A 17,459-nucleotide genomic window follows, 5' to 3' on the forward strand; every position below is an offset into this window, starting at 1 on the left:
GGATCAGTGGCCCTGTTGCCGGTCGAACTGTGACGGTTGATGAAGCGATGCCGTCATGGCCTGCGCGGCGCGGCGAAACAAGGTGGCTGTATCTGCGACCACGTCCCCGGGGCTGGTGCCCAGACCAATGCTGACGTGCAGCTTCAACTGCTGTGTATCTACTTCAAACGCACGCTGGTTGAGGTTGTCATACAGGCGCTGGAAACTCTGCGGCGTACACTGCGCCGGGTCGCTCTGGTGGGTAATCAAGGCAAAGGTGCTGATGCCGGTGCGCGCCAGAATATCCATCGGCCGCACCAGTTGTTGCAGCCGCCGGCTGAAGGTCAGGATCAGTTGGCGGCTGCCGGCACGGCCCAGGCGTTCGCGCAGGCTGGCGAAATGCTCGATACGAATCAGCAGCAGGCAGGCGGAGCCGCCGCGTGTGCTGGCCTGGCGCAGCGCGTCGTCGAGCCGCCGCTGGGCGTAACTGTTGTTGCCGAAACCGGTGAGTGGGTCCAGTAGCGGGCGACGGCGCAGGCGCCGCATGGCGCCCAGCAGGCGATCGTTGTCCGCCAGTACCCGGTTGTGCACGGCCACCAGCCGGTCGGCGGCCAGCACGCGGGGCAGCAGCTGGGCGTTCATGGTCGCCTTGGTGACATAGTCATCCACGCCTTCGTCGAAGGCTTCGCGCAGGGCGTGTTCTTCTTCCCGGGCGGTGAGCAACAGAATATAGGTGTAATGGTTGCTGGCCTCATCCCGTTGGCGAATACGCCGGGTCAGTGTCAGGCCGTCCATCTCCGGCATCATCCAGTCTGCAATCACGATCTGCGCCGGACGACGGTCGAGCATCAACAGCGCCGCGTGACCGGATTCGGCATGCCGCACATCCACGTAACCGGCTTGCTGCAGGGTGCGCAGGACAATGGTGGCGGAGAAGCGGGCATCATCCACAACAATAATGGGTGTTTCCGGGTGAGGCATCAGTGTGACTCTTTATGTTTTGCCCTGAATGATAGCAGAGCGTGCAGCTACCTGTGCGGTGAACTGTGTTCCGAAACCGGTGCCTCGGCTTCGGCGGGCCGGGCGTCGGACGTGTGTGTCGGGAAACGTTTCATCAGCATCCATAACAATGGCAGCCCCAACAATGCAATGAAGGCGGTCAGCACAAAGAATACGGCCCAGTCGCCGTCCAGCTTGTCTACCATGTAACCGCTGCCTGCGGACAACCAGATGCGCGCCAGATTGCCCAGCGAGGCGAGCAGCGCATAGTGCGTGGCGGTGTAAGCCACGTTACACAGGCTGGACAGATAGGCGACGAAGGCGACAGTGACCAGGCCGGTGGTGAAGTTATCCGACACCACCGCCACGGCCAGCATCCACTTTTCCTGACCGACCACGGCCAGCGCAGCATAGGTGAGGTTGGTCAGGGCGGTGAGCAGCCCGGCGAGAAACAGCGCGCGCAGGATGCCGATGCGGGCTGCCAGAATGCCGCCAAGAAAAATGCCGAACATGTTGGCGCCGAAACCGTAGATTTTGGACACCTCGGCAATGTCGTCCAGACCAAAGCCCAACTCGCGGTAAAACACCCCGGACATGCGCCCGAGCATGGCATCACCGAGCTTGAATACGAACACGAACAGCAGAATCAGCCACCAGCCATCCCGGCGCATGAACTCGGCAAAAGGCGCGACCACGGCATTGTGCAGCCAGGCCAGCACGGCCGCCCGGGTGGGGGGATAACGGCCGGCAAAGCGGGCCCTGGCGCGACGCTCCAGTTCGGAGACTTCCCGGGAGATGCGGCGCACCGGCTCCGGGCTCATGAGAATGGCGATCATGCCCACCAGCACGCCCAGCGCCAGCACCTGATACGCGACCTCCCAACCATGAAAGTTGGCCAGGTACAGGCCTCCGGCGCCGCCCACCAGCGTGCCGCCGATATGCCAGCCCCAGATGGATACCGCAGCACCGCTGCCATATTGATGGGGTTCCAGCACATCAATGCGGTAGGCATCTATGACGATGTCCTGGGTGGCGCTGGCGGTGGTCACCAGCAGCGTTGCCATGGCCATCATGAACAACTGCTCGGCGGGATTCGAGAAGGACATCCACAGGATCGCCGACATCAACAGCACTTGCGTCAGCAAGGCCCAGCTGCGCCGCTGGCCCAGCAGGTTGCCGAGCACCGGCAGTCGCAGGCGGTCTACCAACGGCGCCCAGAGAAAGTTGATGGCGTAGGGCGTTGCCGCCAGGGCAAACAGGCCGATATCCGTGCGGCTGACGTCGTTGTCCCGCAACCAGATGGACAGATTGCTGAACACCATTGGCGCGGGCAGGCCGCTGGCAAAGCCCAGCGCCAGCAGCGTCAGCATGCGACGATTCAGATAGGCATCCAGGCCGGAGAGAAAGCGGGCTTGCATGGGCGCGAGGGCGTCCTTCTGGTCAGGAGGTAAAGCACGCAGTATGCCTGTTCAGGCTGGCAGGGCCCAGCGGTGAGGGAAAAACACAATCCCCCGGTCAGTCAGGCCAGCCATAACGGCGCAGGCTGACCCGCTCTCCGGTAATGGCCACGTCTTCCGATACCAGCAATTGCTGCTGACGCATGCCCACGGGCAGGCGGCCGTCGGCCCGCACGACGCGGTACCAGGGCAGGGAGGACCCGGCGGGCAATCGCGCCATCAGCTTGCCCACATGGCGGGCGTGGCGCGGGTACCCGGCCAGCGCTGCCACGCGCCCGTAGGCACAGACGCGCCCCGCCGGGATGCTCGCGACAATCAGATAGACTGCGCGGGCAAACCCGGACTCCGGATCAGTGACGGCCGTCATGCCGAGGCTCGCCGTGGTTAGCGCAGCCCGCCATCGGTATCGATGCAGCGACCGGTGAAGTAGCTGTTCTCGAAGATGAAGGCGACGGACATGGCGATATGCTCCGGTTCCCCTAATCGCTTGAGCGGCACGGCGCCGATCAGGCGATCACGGGCTTCCGGCTTCATTGCGGCGATCATGTCGGTATTGATGGTGCCCGGTGCCACGGCGCCGGTGCGGATGTTGTAGCGCGCCAGTTCCTTGGCCCAGGATTCGGCCATGGCGGCAACACCGGCCTTGGCGGCGGAGTAGTTGGTCTGGCCGAAGCTGCCTTGCCGCGCCAGTGAGGAGATATTGACGATCACACCTTCCTCGACGCCTAGCTCGATCATTTTGGCGGCGGCTTCGCGCCCGCACAGGAACACGCCGGTCAGGTTGACGTCGATCACCGCTTGCCACTGCTGCAGGCTCATCTTGGTGATCTCGCCGTCCTTGGCCTTGACCAGCAGGCCATCGCGGGTGATGCCGGCATTATTGACCAGCCCGTGCAGGCTGCCGAAGTCTGCTACGACGTCAGTGAACAGCTTCTCGACCTCGTCTTCCCGCGCTACGTTGACCATATAGGCCTTGCCTGCGCCGCCAGCGGCCTCGCACTGGCGGACGGTTTCGTCGAGATCGTCCTGGTTGAGATCAACACAGGCGACTTTGGCGCCCTTGCCGGCAAACAGGGTAGCAATGCCCCGGCCCAGGCCGCGGCCGGCGCCGGTGACAACGATGACTTTGTCTTGCACGTTCATGGGAAGCTCCAGAGCTTAACTGACAGGGTGTACAGCGTGTTTCATTCGAGGGCCGCATTATTACCCCATGACCCATGGGTCGCAATGACCTACTTGATGACCTGCTTGATGACCTGCTTCATCAGTGGCGCCATGAAATCTCTGTCATCGCCAGCCCTTGAAAGCGGTCAGGCCCGCCCCCAATTCACGTTCAGGCCGCAGGGAGCTTGACTCTCACAGGCCGGGAATTATCATTGGCACTCTCAGGCACAGAGTGCTAACACTTCAGGGCAGCGAGTGCCAGACACTGGCCGCCCACTGTAAATGCTGGACCTCAACAGGAGAACAGAGGCAATGAAAATCCGTCCTTTGCATGATCGCGTCGTAGTGCGTCGCGCTGAAGAAGAGACCAAAAGCGCTGGTGGCATCGTACTGCCCGGTTCTGCAGCCGAAAAACCTGCCCGGGGCGAAGTGCTTGCGGTAGGTAACGGCAAGATCACCGACAACGGCGATGTACGCCCCCTGGACGTGAAAGTTGGCGACCAGGTGATTTTCGGCCAGTACGCCGGTAGCACCGTCAAGGTTGAAGGCGAAGAGCTGCTGGTAATGGGCGAGAGCGAAATTCTGGCGGTGGTGGAAGGCTGAGGCCGTACCCCCCACCCACCATCCTGAACTGTATTTGAGGACACGATAATCATGGCTGCGAAAGAAGTTCTGTTCCGCGACGAAGCCCGCCAGCGCATGCTGCGCGGCGTCAACATCCTGGCTGACGCGGTAAAAGTGACCCTGGGCCCGAAAGGCCGCAACGTGGTGCTCGAGAAATCCTTCGGCGCACCGACCATCACCAAAGACGGCGTCTCCGTTGCCCGCGAAATCGAACTGGAAGACAAGTTCGAGAACATGGGCGCCCAGATGGTCAAGGAAGTCGCTTCCAAGGCCAACGACGAAGCCGGTGATGGCACCACCACCGCCACCGTACTGGCCCAGGCTATCGTTAACGAAGGCCTGAAGTCTGTTGCTGCCGGCATGAACCCGATGGATCTCAAGCGCGGCATCGACAAGGCCGTGATCGCCGTAGTGGAAGAGCTGAAGAAGCTGTCCACACCGTGCGAAACCTCCAAGGGCATCGAGCAGGTGGGCACCATTTCCGCCAACTCCGACAGCTCCGTGGGCAAGATCATTGCCGACGCCATGGAGCGCGTGGGCAAAGAAGGCGTGATCACCGTTGAAGAAGGCACCAGCCTGGACAACGAACTGGAAGTGGTTGAAGGCATGCAGTTCGACCGCGGCTACCTGAGCCCTTACTTCATCAACAACCAGGAAAAAATGGCTGTTGAGCTGGAAGACCCCTACCTGCTGCTGGTCGACAAGAAGATCTCCAACATCCGTGAGCTGCTCCCGGTACTGGAATCTGTCGCCAAATCCGGCAAGCCGCTGCTGATCATCGCTGAAGATGTCGAGGGCGAAGCCCTGGCAACGCTGGTGGTGAACAACATGCGCGGCATCATCAAGTGCTCCGCCGTCAAGGCGCCGGGCTTCGGTGATCGTCGCAAGGCAATGCTGCAGGATATCGCTATCCTGACCGGCGGCACCGTGATCTCTGAAGAAGTCGGCCTGAGCCTGGAAAGCGCTTCTCTGGAAGACCTGGGTTCTGCCAAGAAAGTGAACATCGACAAGGAAAACACCACCATCGTCGGTGGCGCTGGCAACGAAGGCGATATCAGCGCCCGGGTTGACCAGATTCGTGCTGAAATCGAGAAATCCTCCTCCGATTACGACCGTGAGAAGCTGCAGGAACGCGTGGCCAAGCTGGCCGGCGGTGTTGCCGTGATCAAGGTTGGCGCAGCCACCGAGATGGAAATGAAAGAGAAGAAAGCCCGCGTTGACGACGCACTGCACGCGACCCGTGCAGCTGTGGAAGAAGGCGTGGTCCCCGGCGGCGGTGTTGCGCTGGTACGTGCGCTGACCAAGATTGGTCAGTTGCGTGGCGACAACGAAGACCAGAATGTGGGTATCGCTCTGGCGATCCGCGCACTCGAAGCGCCGCTGCGTCAGATCTCGTCCAATGCTGGCGCTGAAGCGTCTGTAGTGGTCCAGACTGTCCGTCAGGGCGAAGGCAACTTCGGCTTCAACGCGGCCACCGGTGAGTACGGTGACATGCTGGAGCTGGGCATCATCGATCCGGCAAAAGTGACCCGCTCTGCACTGCAGGCAGCGGCCTCTGTTGCCGGTCTGATGATCACCACCGAAGCGATGGTGGCTGACAAGCCGGAAGAGAAAGGTGCTGCGCCAGATATGAGCGGCATGGGCGGCATGGGTGGTATGGGCGGCATGATGTAAGCCTCGCCACACCATTTGCTGCAGAAAAAGCCCCGCCTCGTGCGGGGTTTTTTTTGGGCCATCGCCGGTGCGAGATTCTGGGTATACTCGTGGCACTTTCAGCTGTCGGCGATTTTTCTGCCATGTCATCCTTGAAGTCTTCAGCGTTGCTACAGCGTGATCCGAAGCTGTTTTTCTGGCTGGTGCTGTTTGGTGCCGTGCTCTTGCTGCTCGGTCTGGCCCATGCATGGGTCAATCCCTGGCTCTGGTATGAAACCGACGCGATTGCCGCCGGCCAGCTCTGGCGCCTGTGGACCGCTCATCTGGTGCATATCAATCTTTGGCACCTGGCCATGAATCTGGGTGGCTTCGCGCTCTGCTGCTACTTCTTTACGGACATCTATACCCGGCGCCTGTTGCTGGTCTGGCTGCTGTTCGCGCCGCTTTTCGTCAGCCTGATGATGCTGTGGGTGGACGACACGCCCGGCACCTATGTGGGCCTGTCGGGGGTGCTGCATGGCTGGCTGATCCTGGCCTTGCTGGTGGGGTTTCGGACCCATCCCTGGGTGCATGCATTGGTGCTGGTGCTGATTTCCGGGCGCCTGATCTGGGAGCAGTTGCCGGCCTACGACGCGGATTATCTGCAGGGCTGGATCGACGGCAGTGTTTACGTCAATGCGCATCTGTACGGGGCGATGGCCGGTGCGTTGCAGGCCCTGGGGGTGATCGGGCTACGTCGCTATCGGGCTGCCGGGACCGTTGGCCGGGACTGTTGAAAGCGCTGCGGGCGCTGACCATCGCGCGGGCTGATCTGGTAGACTGCCCCCAGAGCGAGCGTGCGTACAGCGCCAGCGTACAGACAGAGAGATTCCCGTGAGTAAAGACCGTCTGATCATTTTTGATACTACCTTGCGCGATGGCGAACAGAGCCCCGGCGCCTCCATGGACCGTGATGAGAAGGTGCGCATTGCCAAGGCCCTGGAACGGATGCGGGTGGATGTGATCGAGGCCGGGTTTGCCGTCGCCAGCCAGGGGGACTTTGAGTCCGTGAAGGCCATTGCTGACACGGTCAAGGGGTCCACCATCTGTTCCCTTGCGCGGGCCAAGGCAGCGGATATTGACCGTGCCGGTGAAGCGCTGAAAAACGCCGCATCCGGCCGCATCCACACCTTCATTGCCACCAGCCCGATTCATATGCAGCACAAGCTGCGCATGACGCCGGACCAGGTGATCGAAGCGGCCGTGGCAGCGGTGAAGCACGCGCGCAACCAGATCGGCGACGTCGAATTTTCCTGTGAGGACGCGGGTCGCTCCGAGATTGATTTCCTGTGCCGTATCATCGAGCAGGTCATTGATGCCGGTGCGCGCACCATCAATATTCCGGACACCGTGGGGTATGCGATTCCGCAGCAGTTCGGCGAGACCATCCGCACGTTGCTGGAGCGCATTCCCAATGCCCACAAGGCGGTGTTTTCGGTGCACTGCCACAACGACCTCGGGCTGGCGGTGGCCAATTCGCTGGCAGCGGTCATGAACGGCGCGCGACAGGTTGAATGCACCATCAACGGCCTCGGCGAGCGTGCCGGCAATGCCTCACTGGAAGAGATCGTCATGGCCGTGCGCACGCGGCCAGACCTGTTTGATGTGGACACCGGCATCAACGCGACAGAGATCGTGCCGACCTCGCGCATGGTCTCCACCATTACCGGTTTTCCCGTGCAGCCGAACAAGGCCATTGTCGGCGCCAATGCGTTCGCCCATGAGTCCGGTATTCACCAGGACGGTGTGCTCAAGCATCGGGAAACCTACGAGATCATGCGTGCCGAAGATGTTGGCTGGCACACCAACCGCATGGTGCTGGGCAAGCACTCCGGCCGTGCGGCGTTCCGGGCGCGCCTGGAAGAACTGGGCATCAGCCTGCATACCAGCGAAGAGCTGGATGAGGTGTTCCGCCGCTTCAAGGAGCTGGCGGACAAGAAGCACGACGTGTTTGACGAAGATATTCATGCGCTGATCAGCGACACGCTGAAAGCGGCGGAGGCAGAGCGTTACAAGCTGCTGCGCCTGGAGACCGCCTCGCGTACCGGCGAGACGCCCACGGCGACCCTGTCGTTGAATGTGGATGGCAGCGAACAGCAGGCCACGGCGTCCGGCGCCGGGCCGGTGGATGCGACCTTCAAGGCGATAGAACAGATTGCTCACAGTGGTGCGGGCTTGCAGTTGTACTCGGTGAACGCGATTACCTCGGGTACGGACAGCCAGGGCGAGGTGACCGTGCGGCTGGAAAAAGGCGGACGTATCGTCAACGGCCATGGCGCGGATGTGGATATCATCATGGCCTCGGCCAAGGCTTATCTGGATGCCCTGAATCATATTGCGACGGGCGCAGAGCGCGCGCATCCGCAGGCGGCAGATGTGTAATGGATGAGTTGCAGCGCCAGGCCTGGTTGAAGGCCATGGGATTTACCCCCTGGGTGGCGGCAACGCCGCTGCCCGGCGCTGCGCCGTCGGTGCGTCTGGCCTGGCCGGCCTCTGCGCCGGCAACTGTGACCGCACCGGAGCCGGCCTCTGCGCGGGCCTTGCTGCAACCTGAGACGGCAGGGGCGCCGCCGGGCTCGCAGGCAAATGCTCCTCAACCAGACACTCAAACAGACACTCAACCAGACAGAACGACCGAATCAGCACCGGGGTTGCGCAAGGCCTCCGAAGCACTGGCGACGCCGGTGCCCCGGGCGATGCAACAGCCCGTCGCAAGGCCGGCCCCTGAACCACAGGTCAAGCCGGACCGCGGCCCGCGCTTCACGTTGCAGGCATTCGCTACCCCCAACGTGTGGGTGGTGGTGGAACAGGATGATGCGGACGCGCCGGATCTGGGGCGCCAGACACAACAGCTGCTCGGCAACCTGTTGCGTGTCTGGCAGGTCGGTCCCGGGCAGCCCCGGCGGTTCTCCTGCCCGCTGGATGGCCAGGCGATGACGGAGCAGGATGCGGGCCTGGCGTTGTCTGCCTTCCTGCAGGGTCTCGCCCGCAGCAGCAATGCCCGGCGGGTGCTGCTGTGTGCCACAGAAGCCACCGCACAATTGATATTGCCTGAGCGCTTCCGCGCCGGGACGGGTGATCTGTCCGGCTGGCTGGCGGTCAGTTCGCTGGCCGAAATGCTGGCAGACCCGGCCACCCACAAACGCCGCAGCTGGCAGGCGATCGTCGACGCCGGCCTGCATGCCTGAGCAGGGGCGCCCGGTGTTGCCAGCTTTCCCCGACGGCCTGCGTTGTCGCGCCATGTCCGCCGAGGATATCCCCGCACTGCTGCCCATCGAGAACGCAGGGCAGCCGACACCCTGGACCGCGCAGATCTTTGCCGATTGCCTGTGCCCCGGTTATCGCTGCCATGTGGTGGTGGCGGGCGAGGGCAGTGACGAAACCCCGGTGGCTTTTCAGGTGCTCTCCCATGTGCTCGATGAAGCGCACCTGCTCAATATCGCCGTGCACCCGGACTGGCAACGGCGCGGTATTGCCGCGACCCTGTTGCAGCACACCCTGGCCGGTCTGGTGGCGGCGGATATCAGCGTGCTGTATCTCGAGGTGCGGGAAAGCAACCTGGCCGGGCGCCAGCTCTACGAGCGCCTGGGTTTTGCCCTGACCGGCCGTCGCAAGGACTATTACACGCGCCCCGGCGGCCGTGAGGATGCGCTGCTGATGCTGCGGCATCTGTAACGGTATCGCCGGTTGAATCTGTCACACGCCACAGCCTCTGGCGCGCCTGTAGACCGGCGACATCACCTGCTATACTGCGCGCCGCAACTGGATAAGGCCCTGTAATGAGCGCGCTCGACGAAATCCGCAAACGGCGTACCTTCGCCATCATTTCCCACCCGGATGCCGGTAAAACCACGATTACCGAGAAGCTGCTGCTGTACGGCAATCTGATTCAGATGGCCGGTACGGTGAAGGGCAAGAAGTCCGGCCGCCATGCCACCTCCGACTGGATGGAGATGGAGAAAGAGCGGGGTATTTCCGTGACCACCTCGGTGATGCAGTTCCCTTACCGGGATGCCATGGTCAACCTGCTGGATACGCCCGGCCACGCGGATTTCTCCGAGGATACCTACCGCACGCTCACCGCCGTGGATTCCGCGCTGATGGTGATCGATGCGGCCAAGGGTGTGGAAGAACGCACCATCAAGTTGATGGAAGTCTGTCGCCTGCGCGATACCCCCATCCTGACGTTCATCAACAAACTCGACCGCGAAGTGCGCGAGCCCATCGAGGTGCTGGATGAGATCGAGGATGTACTGAAAATCGAGTGCGCGCCGGTCACCTGGCCCATCGGTATGGGCAAGAATTTCAAGGGTGTGTACAACCTGCTCACCGACACGTCAGTGCTCTACAAGAGCGGCCAGGGCCATGCCATCCAGACGGTGCGCGCCATTGAAGGGCTGAACAACCCGGAGCTGGACGCCGCCGTGGGTGCAGACTACGCCGCCGAACTGCGCGACGCGCTGGAGCTGGTGCAGGGCGCCAGCCACGAATTTGATCTTGAGCGTTTCCGGGCGGGCAAACTGTCGCCGGTGTTCTTCGGTACGGCACTGGGTAACTTCGGTGTCGACCATATGCTGGACGGGCTGGTGAAGTGGGCGCCACCGCCGCTGCACCGCGAAGCCGTGGAGCGCACCGTGGAAGCGAGCGAAGACAAGTTCACCGGATTTGTTTTCAAGATTCAGGCCAATATGGACCCGCGCCACCGTGACCGCATTGCGTTCATGCGGATCTGCTCCGGCCAGTACCAGAAAGGCATCAAGCTGAAACAGTGCCGCACCGGCAAGGATGTGCGTCTTGCTGATGCGCTGACATTTCTCGCCGGCGAGCGGGAAAATGTGGAGCACGCCTATGCCGGTGACATCATCGGTATTCATAACCACGGCACCATCCAGATCGGCGATACCTTTACCGAAGGCGAGGCACTGCGATTTACCGGTATTCCGTTCTTTGCGCCGGAGCTGTTCCGCCGCGTGGTATTGAAAGATCCGCTCAAGAGCAAGCAGCTGCAGAAAGGCCTCAAGCAGTTGGCGGAAGAGGGTGCCACCCAGGTGTTCATGCCGTTGCGCAACAACGACATGATTCTGGGCGCGGTCGGTACGCTGCAGTTTGATGTAGTGGCCCACCGGCTCAAGCACGAGTACGGCGTGGAGTGCACTTATGACGTCATCAGTGTCGCCACGGCGCGTTGGGTGTATGCCAACACGGAGCGGGAGCTGGAAAAATTCCGTGACAAGGCCTACGACAATCTGGCGCTGGATGGCGCGGGCTTTCTGACCTATCTGGCGCCAACTCGCGTCAATCTGCAACTGGCACAGGAACGTCATCCCGACATTCGCTTCTGCGAAACCCGCGAAATCTGAAGGCGGTTACCCGGGTGGGTCAACTACCCACTCGGGCTCCTCGAACTCGCCAATCAGGCGAATATCACACAGATGTGACGCGCTGCGGATGATCTCGGTGATGGCCGGGTTGTCTTGCGCTTCCATGGCGTCACGGCTGGCTTTCGTATCCCAGTAGGCAATCGCAATCAGCGTGTTCGGATCGCCGATCTTGCGGTGCAGGGTGGTGCCCCGTGCGCCCGGTGCCTGCTGGATCAGTGCGCTGGCGCGGACCCAGGCATCAGCATAGTCTTCGGCGCGGTAGCCTTCACGGATATGGACTTCAAAGATGTATTTCATGGTTCGAGTATAGACGGTATTGCGACAGGGGTATTCCGGGGAAAGATCTGGCCACCCGAGTGGGTGGCCAGAGAAGCGCCTCACGCGCGTCGGTTGCGACGACGGCCGAACGCGAACATCAGCAGGCACAGGGTAGCGAACAGGCCCGCGGCGGCACCGCCGGAGGAGCTGTTGCTGCCGCTGTCACCGCCGTTGCCGGGGTCCTCACCGTCCCCGTTATCCGGGTCCTCGAACAGTGCGATCAGATCCATATCCATGACGATATCGGAGCTGGAGACACGGTCCTGGTGAACGGATACGGCGACCACGTTCTCGCCCTGGCGCAACAGCGCCGGGTCGATACTTTCCGTGTAGTAGTTGTAGTCCTTGCCGATGGTTGATGCGGCCAGTGTCAGGTAATCAATGATCCCGTCCGGCATGTTGCTGCGATAGATCTCATCACCGTTCAGGTACACCACGGCGCCATCATCACGCAGCAGGCTCAGATCCAGCTTTATGAGGCCGGTGGTGTCGTCGACGTTGAATGTCCGGCGGAAGTAGGTGGTCGGGTATTTGTTGCTGCTGTCCGGGCCAAAGCCCACGATGGTGGTCTCGCCGTCATAGCCGCCGTAACCGAGCAGTGCCGGGCCAGCCGACCAGTCGACGTCATCAAAGCCGAGCTCTGTCCAGGCCCAACCCTGATCGGAACCGTTGTCCAGATATTTCCAGACACTGCCACGGCTGATCAGTTCTTCCTCGCGGACGTTCTTCAGTTCGATCTTGCCGACCATTTCCAGGTCCAGCACGATATCGGAACTGGTCACGCGGTCCTGGTGAATGGATACCGCCAGCACGTTGACGCCTTCGTTCAGCAGTGCCGGATCAAGACGTGTGGTGTGGTAGGTGTAATCCTTGTTGATGGTGCTGGCGGCCAGCGTCTGATAGGTGATCTCGCCGGCGGGCATGTTGTTGCGGAAAATTTCTTCGCCGTTGAGATACACCACTGCTCCGTCGTCGCGCATGATGCCCAGATCAACACCATAGAACTCGCTGATGTCCTCGACGTCAAACGTGTGGCGGAAATAGGTGGCCGGGTGTTTGTTGCGGTCGTCCGCACCAAAGCTGACGGTGGTGGTCTCGCCGTTGTAGCCGCCGTAACCCAGCGGCGCGGCGCCACCAGCCCAGCTGCTGTCATCGAAATCCGGCGCAATCCAGTCCATCCCCTGGTCAGAACCGTTATCCAGGTATTTCCAGACGCTGCCCTTGCGCACCAGCTCCACCACGGTGAAGTGATCCGGCTCTGGCTCGGGAATATCATAGTCCACATCCAGCACCTGGCTGCGCTGCGTCGTTTCCTGGCGCGTGATGGTCATGGCGTGGCCGACACCGGCCGCATCCCACAGGCTCAGACCGGCAGGCAACGCGAACGGATCGGCTTCACGTGCGCTGTGTTCGAGCATGGCAGTGGTGGCTTCGCCATCAAAGCGTGCGGTGCGCACGGTGATTTTTTCTGCATCAATCTGGTTGACCATGAAGTGGGAGAAGCTGCCCTGATCCAGAATCCAGTCGTGATGCACGTTGGCGGTGCGCAGCGGGGCACCCCAGGCGCCTTCACCGATATAGACGATGCCGGCTTCCGCCTGGATGTAATCCATCGGGCCGTTCGGGCGTACCGGCAAGGTGTACTTGACCAGATGGGTGTCGGATTCGACCGCCAGGTTGACGCGGTAGTCGTAGAAAATTTCCGACCAGGCACGGGAGACCGGGCTGCCGGATTTGCTTGCCGTGCGCGGGAACATGGGAATGTGGTACTGGGCCATGATCCAGCTGGTGTTCTGGTGGTGTGCCGCCAGATCATCCTTGAGCCAGGCCAGCTGTGCGGCACGTTCATTGGCATAAGAGCTACCGGTGAACTCGGTGCTGAGCGAGTAGAGGCGCAGCATGTCGCCGCCGACGTTAAAGGCGTAATAGGCATCGCGCAGCGAGCAGACGCCGTTTTCTTCGATGTCGATACCGAAGATGCGGCACATGAACAGCAAGTCAGATCCCTCATGATTGCCGGTGGTCGGAATAATCGGGTAGACCTGCTGGTAGGTAACGCCGTCGATGTCCGTGGGTGAGAGCGTCAGTTCCCAGTCGGTCAGCCATTCGTTCCATTCCTGCACCGTGTGGCGATCGGTGTAGTCACCGCTGAAGGCAATAAAATGCGGCCGGATCTTGGCTACCAGACGGTTGCCTTGCTGGCGCGGTGCGCGGTTGTTGCGCGAGTCGCCACCACTGATAAAGGTCATTGGTTGAGCACTGTCCGGTGCGGTACGGAAGAAGTAGCGATCACCGCAGCCGTTGTCATCGCACAGACGGAAGTAGACATTGCTATCCGGTGTCAGGCCGGACAAGCGGTAGAAGCCGGAGTGCAGATCGGTCTTGAAGACACGCTCGGCGGGGTTCGTCAGCGTCATCCAGTCGCTGCCGTCGGCGCTGTGGCCGTAAGTGATATACGGGTTGCTCAGTTCGGTGTCCGGCGTATAGCCGACAATGGCGCGGGTGGCGGGATCGCTGTCCCAGGCGACGCGGACATATTTGGTGTCGGCGAATGCGCTCTGTGTGAATAGCATGGTGACACTGAAAAAGATCAACGCCGCCATTCTTGCTGGCGAGAAGTTCATGTTGCCTTGCCCTCGGATGACTTGGATAAAGTGTAATGACGCATGAGCGGGGTCTTTTTTAGCCCCGACCGCGGGCTACTTTACGTTGCGCTTATGACAACCGAGGGCGTCTGGTGTGAAAGTTAAGTGACGATCTTTGCAGAGGCCGTAATGCTTTCAGGGGCCACTGACCAGGCGCACGCGGGCTACCTGATCCAGCGGCAGCCACTGCTTTTCGCCCGTGCCGAAGTGCAACATCATGGCGGCATCCCGGCCGCGTTGATCGGTACCGGTATCGGCAGTCCAGAAGGCAGCACGCCCGCCGTGGGGAAAGAAACCGATGACAGTCCGGGCATGGCCGGGAAAACCGGTGTCGTAGAGCAGGGTTTCCAGTTCTGCCACGCGGGGCAAGCGCCAATCATCCCGGCCGCAGCGGCGAGTACGGCGCAGATGATCAATCAGCATATCGATGTCGCAGGCTGAAGACTGCCCGGGCTGCAACATGCAGCCGCCGTCATACACCGGCGCTTCCATCTTCCAGTAGTAGGTAGAACCGGCGTAGGACATGCCCTCATTATCGCTTTTCGCTTCCCAGCGCAGGCCGGTGTGGTGATCGTGTACGCAGGCCCAGGGGCCGTCCTGCACTGGCAGAGCGTTGCCCTGAAGATCATATTTTTCCCAGCGCGTTATCGGTTCCTCGGAGGCACTGCACCCGATCAGAACACTGAGCGCCAGCGACGCGGCAACAAGACGGCAATGGACAGACATGACAAACGTCCCTTTCACTCGAAGCGAATGCGCAACGGGCGCAGATGGTAGGAATGATTGACCTGTGTGTGATCGAAGGTCGCTACCCACAGATAAGTGCCGTCGGTGATATCCAGATCGAAGCCGGACTCGGCTGCAATGCCACGCGCTACTTCCAGGGTCCAGCGGCCATCATGCCAACGGCCTTGTGCTGCGGCATCAGCGCGATCGGTATCCGGATTGGTGATCCACAGAATGGAAGGCATCAGCGTGCCCACCGGGTAATGGTCATCCTCTGCCGAGTAGGGTTTTGTCTCGTACCAGGAAAGCGCGAACGGCACGGCATTTTCGTCGTCATGCAACGTCTGGAACGGCGCGAGCTGTGCCGGGTCGTTGGGCAGCCGCTTGGGTACCACGATGTCCTCATAGAACCAGAGATAGTTGCTGCTGAAGGGATTGGTTTGCGATGGGTCAGCCTTGTAGCCAGCGGTGTAGCGTTGCTCGCCCGGCACATGCGGGTAGGGCGTGCCGAAATGACTGTCATCAAGCACCCCGTAGCCGTGATTGCGCACCGCTTTCCAGTGCCACATATCGACCAGCCCGGACGCCACATAATGCGCGCCACGGCGTGATTCGCTGCGCCCGGTTTCCGGCTTGCCGGTGCCGAAATGAAAAGAGCTGTTGCCCGCGATATCCGGCTGATCGGAGAAGATCACAGCAAACTTGTCTTCGTACCAGCGGCGTTCATCGTTCTGCGCGAGACCGTCGTGGAGCATTTTCCAACCGTCGTCTGTCTTGATCAGCGGCAAGTGCGCCAGGCTTTGTGTGGGGTCTTCCCACGAGAAGGCAAAATAGATAACCAGCCCGTGTCGCGCCGCACGAATCTCCACCGGCACATGGGCAGAACTCCCGGGGACGCGGGTGATGACGGTGACCGGCGTGGCATGCTGCCAGAAGGGTTCATCCAGCACGCCATCAATGGTCAGACGTTGCCCGGCCGGCACCTCATGGACAATCAGTTGTGTCACCGAGGCGCTGTTCAGGGTGTCGCGCAGCATCCAGGCTGTCGCGGTAATTGCCAGTGGTACTGCAAGCGTAGTCGCCGCCAGAACACGCCATGAAGGCAAACGACAATACACTGCCTTGAGACCCTGCCACCAGGTGGCCGACAGCTGGCCGACGATATGCACCAGCACACACAGCAATGCGGCAAAGGCCAGTGCCGCATGCAGCACGATGACCCAGGGGCGCATGACGTTGACGCCACTCCATAACAGCACGCCAGTGATCAGCAGAAGCGGCACGATGACCCGGCCTGCGCGCAGGGTGTACAGATTCAGGCGCCCCAGGCGTGATGTGGGCGGTTTGGCACGTTCACGGCGTATCGCTCCGGAGACATAACGACGTACTGCCCAGACGACGACAATGACCAGCCACAACCAGCCAAAGGCAACATGCAGCGCAAAGACATCACCGCTGGGCAGCCAGTTGGCCCAGGGCGCATCCAGGGCAACGTGCCAGGCGTTGCTGATAAACAGCCGCAGGCCGGTGAGCAGGCTCATCACCAGAGCGACGGTGGACAGCCAGTGAAGAATCAGCAGTTTAGCGGGTGACGCAAATCTGACAGCCATGACGGATTCCGCTGCGCAGGTCGCGCAGAAGGTTAAAGGTGCTTATATGAAAGTGCTTTACCGGGGAGAGGATGGTGCGGGTGGTGTATGACGAAACGGTGTCATTGGTGTGATGTCATGCCATTTTCTCGGCCCTGTCACATCAGACCGGGCGCCGCGGCCGGATGCGCCAGGCCCGCTCAATCAGTGCGCTGAGGCCGTTGTCGCGGAATCGGGGCTGCTCCGCCAGGATATTGCGAACCTCGAGCAACTGGACATTGCAGTCGGCAAACAGCCGCTGCACTTCATGCTGGTCGACACTGAACGGCGGCCCCTGCATTTCTGCGTCCGGGTATTCCAGCGTGATCAGCAACATGTCCCACTGCGCAGGCAATGTGGCCAGCAGGTGCGTGACATACCGCGCACGCATGTCCGGCGGCAGCGCGATCAGGGCGGCCCGGTCGTAGACCGCGCCGACATTGCGCAGCATATCCGCCGAGATATCAAAAAAATCGCCGCAGTAGAGGGTGTAGCCCTGACCCGTTGCCACTGGCATGTCATTGCGTTCGCGCCAGGTGAGCGCCAGTTGCTGCTCGTTGATAAAGGTATCCAGCGCCTCACGGGACAGCTCCACACCGACCACCACATGGCCGTGATCGCGCAGCCAGCGCATATCGTGCGTCTTGCCACACAGGGGCACCCAGACCGCACTGTCCGGGGCGAAGTCCAGGGTGGGCCACCAGGCGGTCAGCATGGGATTCGGGTGCGGCAGATGAAAGCCGGTTTCGTTCCGGGCCCAGCGGTCGTGCCAGAAGGGAGCATCCATCGTCAGTGGTCCTTGCCGTTCAATCCGTGAATTTACCCCCGATACTGAGGCTTCTGGTG

General features: G+C 61.3%; 16 protein-coding genes. 7 read left to right on the top strand and 9 right to left on the bottom strand.

Annotated elements, in window-relative coordinates; translation table 11 throughout:
- Positions 1-3: 3 nt before the first annotated feature.
- The 4 genes from K8B33_RS11390 to K8B33_RS11405 form a co-directional block, all read right to left on the bottom strand.
- Positions 4-960, bottom strand: coding sequence for a GGDEF domain-containing response regulator (locus K8B33_RS11390; RefSeq protein WP_223426531.1), 957 nt, complete (start codon positions 958-960; stop codon positions 4-6).
- Positions 961-1,007: 47 nt separating this feature from the next.
- On the bottom strand, positions 1,008-2,396 hold the full coding sequence (locus tag K8B33_RS11395; RefSeq protein WP_223426534.1) for an AmpG family muropeptide MFS transporter: 1,389 nt from the start codon (positions 2,394-2,396) through the stop codon (positions 1,008-1,010).
- Between the two features lie 97 nt (positions 2,397-2,493).
- Positions 2,494-2,802 (bottom strand): MGMT family protein, encoded by a 309-nt coding sequence (locus K8B33_RS11400; RefSeq protein ID WP_223426536.1) that lies wholly within the window; start codon positions 2,800-2,802, stop codon positions 2,494-2,496.
- Positions 2,803-2,819: 17 nt separating this feature from the next.
- Positions 2,820-3,578 (bottom strand): SDR family oxidoreductase, encoded by a 759-nt coding sequence (locus K8B33_RS11405; RefSeq protein ID WP_223426539.1) that lies wholly within the window; start codon positions 3,576-3,578, stop codon positions 2,820-2,822.
- A 333-nt stretch (positions 3,579-3,911) separates the two neighbouring features.
- On the opposite strand from K8B33_RS11405, the gene K8B33_RS11410 reads away from it, so the two are divergent.
- From K8B33_RS11410 to prfC, 7 genes are all read left to right on the top strand, one after another.
- Entirely contained in the window at positions 3,912-4,202 is a 291-nt protein-coding gene (locus K8B33_RS11410; RefSeq protein WP_223426541.1) for a co-chaperone GroES, read from the top strand.
- Positions 4,203-4,253: 51 nt separating this feature from the next.
- A complete protein-coding gene (groL, locus tag K8B33_RS11415; protein ID WP_223426543.1) occupies positions 4,254-5,897 on the top strand; it encodes a chaperonin GroEL in 1,644 nt (547 codons plus the stop codon).
- Positions 5,898-6,019: 122 nt separating this feature from the next.
- Positions 6,020-6,652, top strand: a complete 633-nt coding sequence (gene rrtA / locus K8B33_RS11420; RefSeq protein ID WP_223426546.1) for a rhombosortase — start codon at positions 6,020-6,022, stop codon at positions 6,650-6,652.
- Positions 6,653-6,749: 97 nt separating this feature from the next.
- On the top strand, positions 6,750-8,297 hold the full coding sequence (locus tag K8B33_RS11425) for a 2-isopropylmalate synthase (protein WP_223426548.1): 1,548 nt from the start codon (positions 6,750-6,752) through the stop codon (positions 8,295-8,297).
- On the top strand, positions 8,297-9,103 hold the full coding sequence (locus K8B33_RS11430) for a hypothetical protein (RefSeq protein WP_223426551.1): 807 nt from the start codon (positions 8,297-8,299) through the stop codon (positions 9,101-9,103). Before K8B33_RS11425 ends, K8B33_RS11430 begins: the two co-directional genes overlap by 1 nt.
- A 13-nt stretch (positions 9,104-9,116) precedes the next feature.
- Positions 9,117-9,590: a ribosomal protein S18-alanine N-acetyltransferase gene (rimI, locus tag K8B33_RS11435; protein WP_223426553.1), complete on the top strand. Its 474-nt coding sequence runs from the start codon at positions 9,117-9,119 to the stop codon at positions 9,588-9,590.
- A gap of 104 nt (positions 9,591-9,694) precedes the next feature.
- A complete protein-coding gene (gene prfC, locus K8B33_RS11440) occupies positions 9,695-11,275 on the top strand; it encodes a peptide chain release factor 3 (protein WP_223426555.1) in 1,581 nt (526 codons plus the stop codon).
- A 6-nt stretch (positions 11,276-11,281) separates the two neighbouring features.
- Here the strand turns inward: prfC and K8B33_RS11445 are convergent, their stop codons facing one another.
- The 5 genes from K8B33_RS11445 to K8B33_RS11465 all read right to left on the bottom strand — a co-directional run bounded on the left by K8B33_RS11445 (position 11,282) and on the right by K8B33_RS11465 (position 17,400).
- Positions 11,282-11,593, bottom strand: a complete 312-nt coding sequence (locus K8B33_RS11445) for an antibiotic biosynthesis monooxygenase family protein (RefSeq protein WP_223426558.1) — start codon at positions 11,591-11,593, stop codon at positions 11,282-11,284.
- A gap of 80 nt (positions 11,594-11,673) precedes the next feature.
- Entirely contained in the window at positions 11,674-14,238 is a 2,565-nt protein-coding gene (locus tag K8B33_RS11450) for a purple acid phosphatase family protein (RefSeq protein ID WP_223426561.1), read from the bottom strand.
- 156 nt (positions 14,239-14,394) lie between these two features.
- On the bottom strand, positions 14,395-14,985 hold the full coding sequence (locus K8B33_RS11455; protein ID WP_223426564.1) for an Lcl C-terminal domain-containing protein: 591 nt from the start codon (positions 14,983-14,985) through the stop codon (positions 14,395-14,397).
- A gap of 14 nt (positions 14,986-14,999) precedes the next feature.
- Entirely contained in the window at positions 15,000-16,595 is a 1,596-nt protein-coding gene (locus K8B33_RS11460; protein WP_223426566.1) for an ethylbenzene dehydrogenase-related protein, read from the bottom strand.
- Positions 16,596-16,737: 142 nt separating this feature from the next.
- Positions 16,738-17,400 (bottom strand): thiopurine S-methyltransferase, encoded by a 663-nt coding sequence (locus K8B33_RS11465; RefSeq protein ID WP_223426569.1) that lies wholly within the window; start codon positions 17,398-17,400, stop codon positions 16,738-16,740.
- Positions 17,401-17,459: the final 59 nt, after the last annotated feature.

The organism is Alcanivorax limicola, from assembly GCF_019931215.1.
Classification (GTDB): Bacteria; Pseudomonadota; Gammaproteobacteria; order Pseudomonadales; family Alcanivoracaceae; genus Isoalcanivorax; species Isoalcanivorax limicola.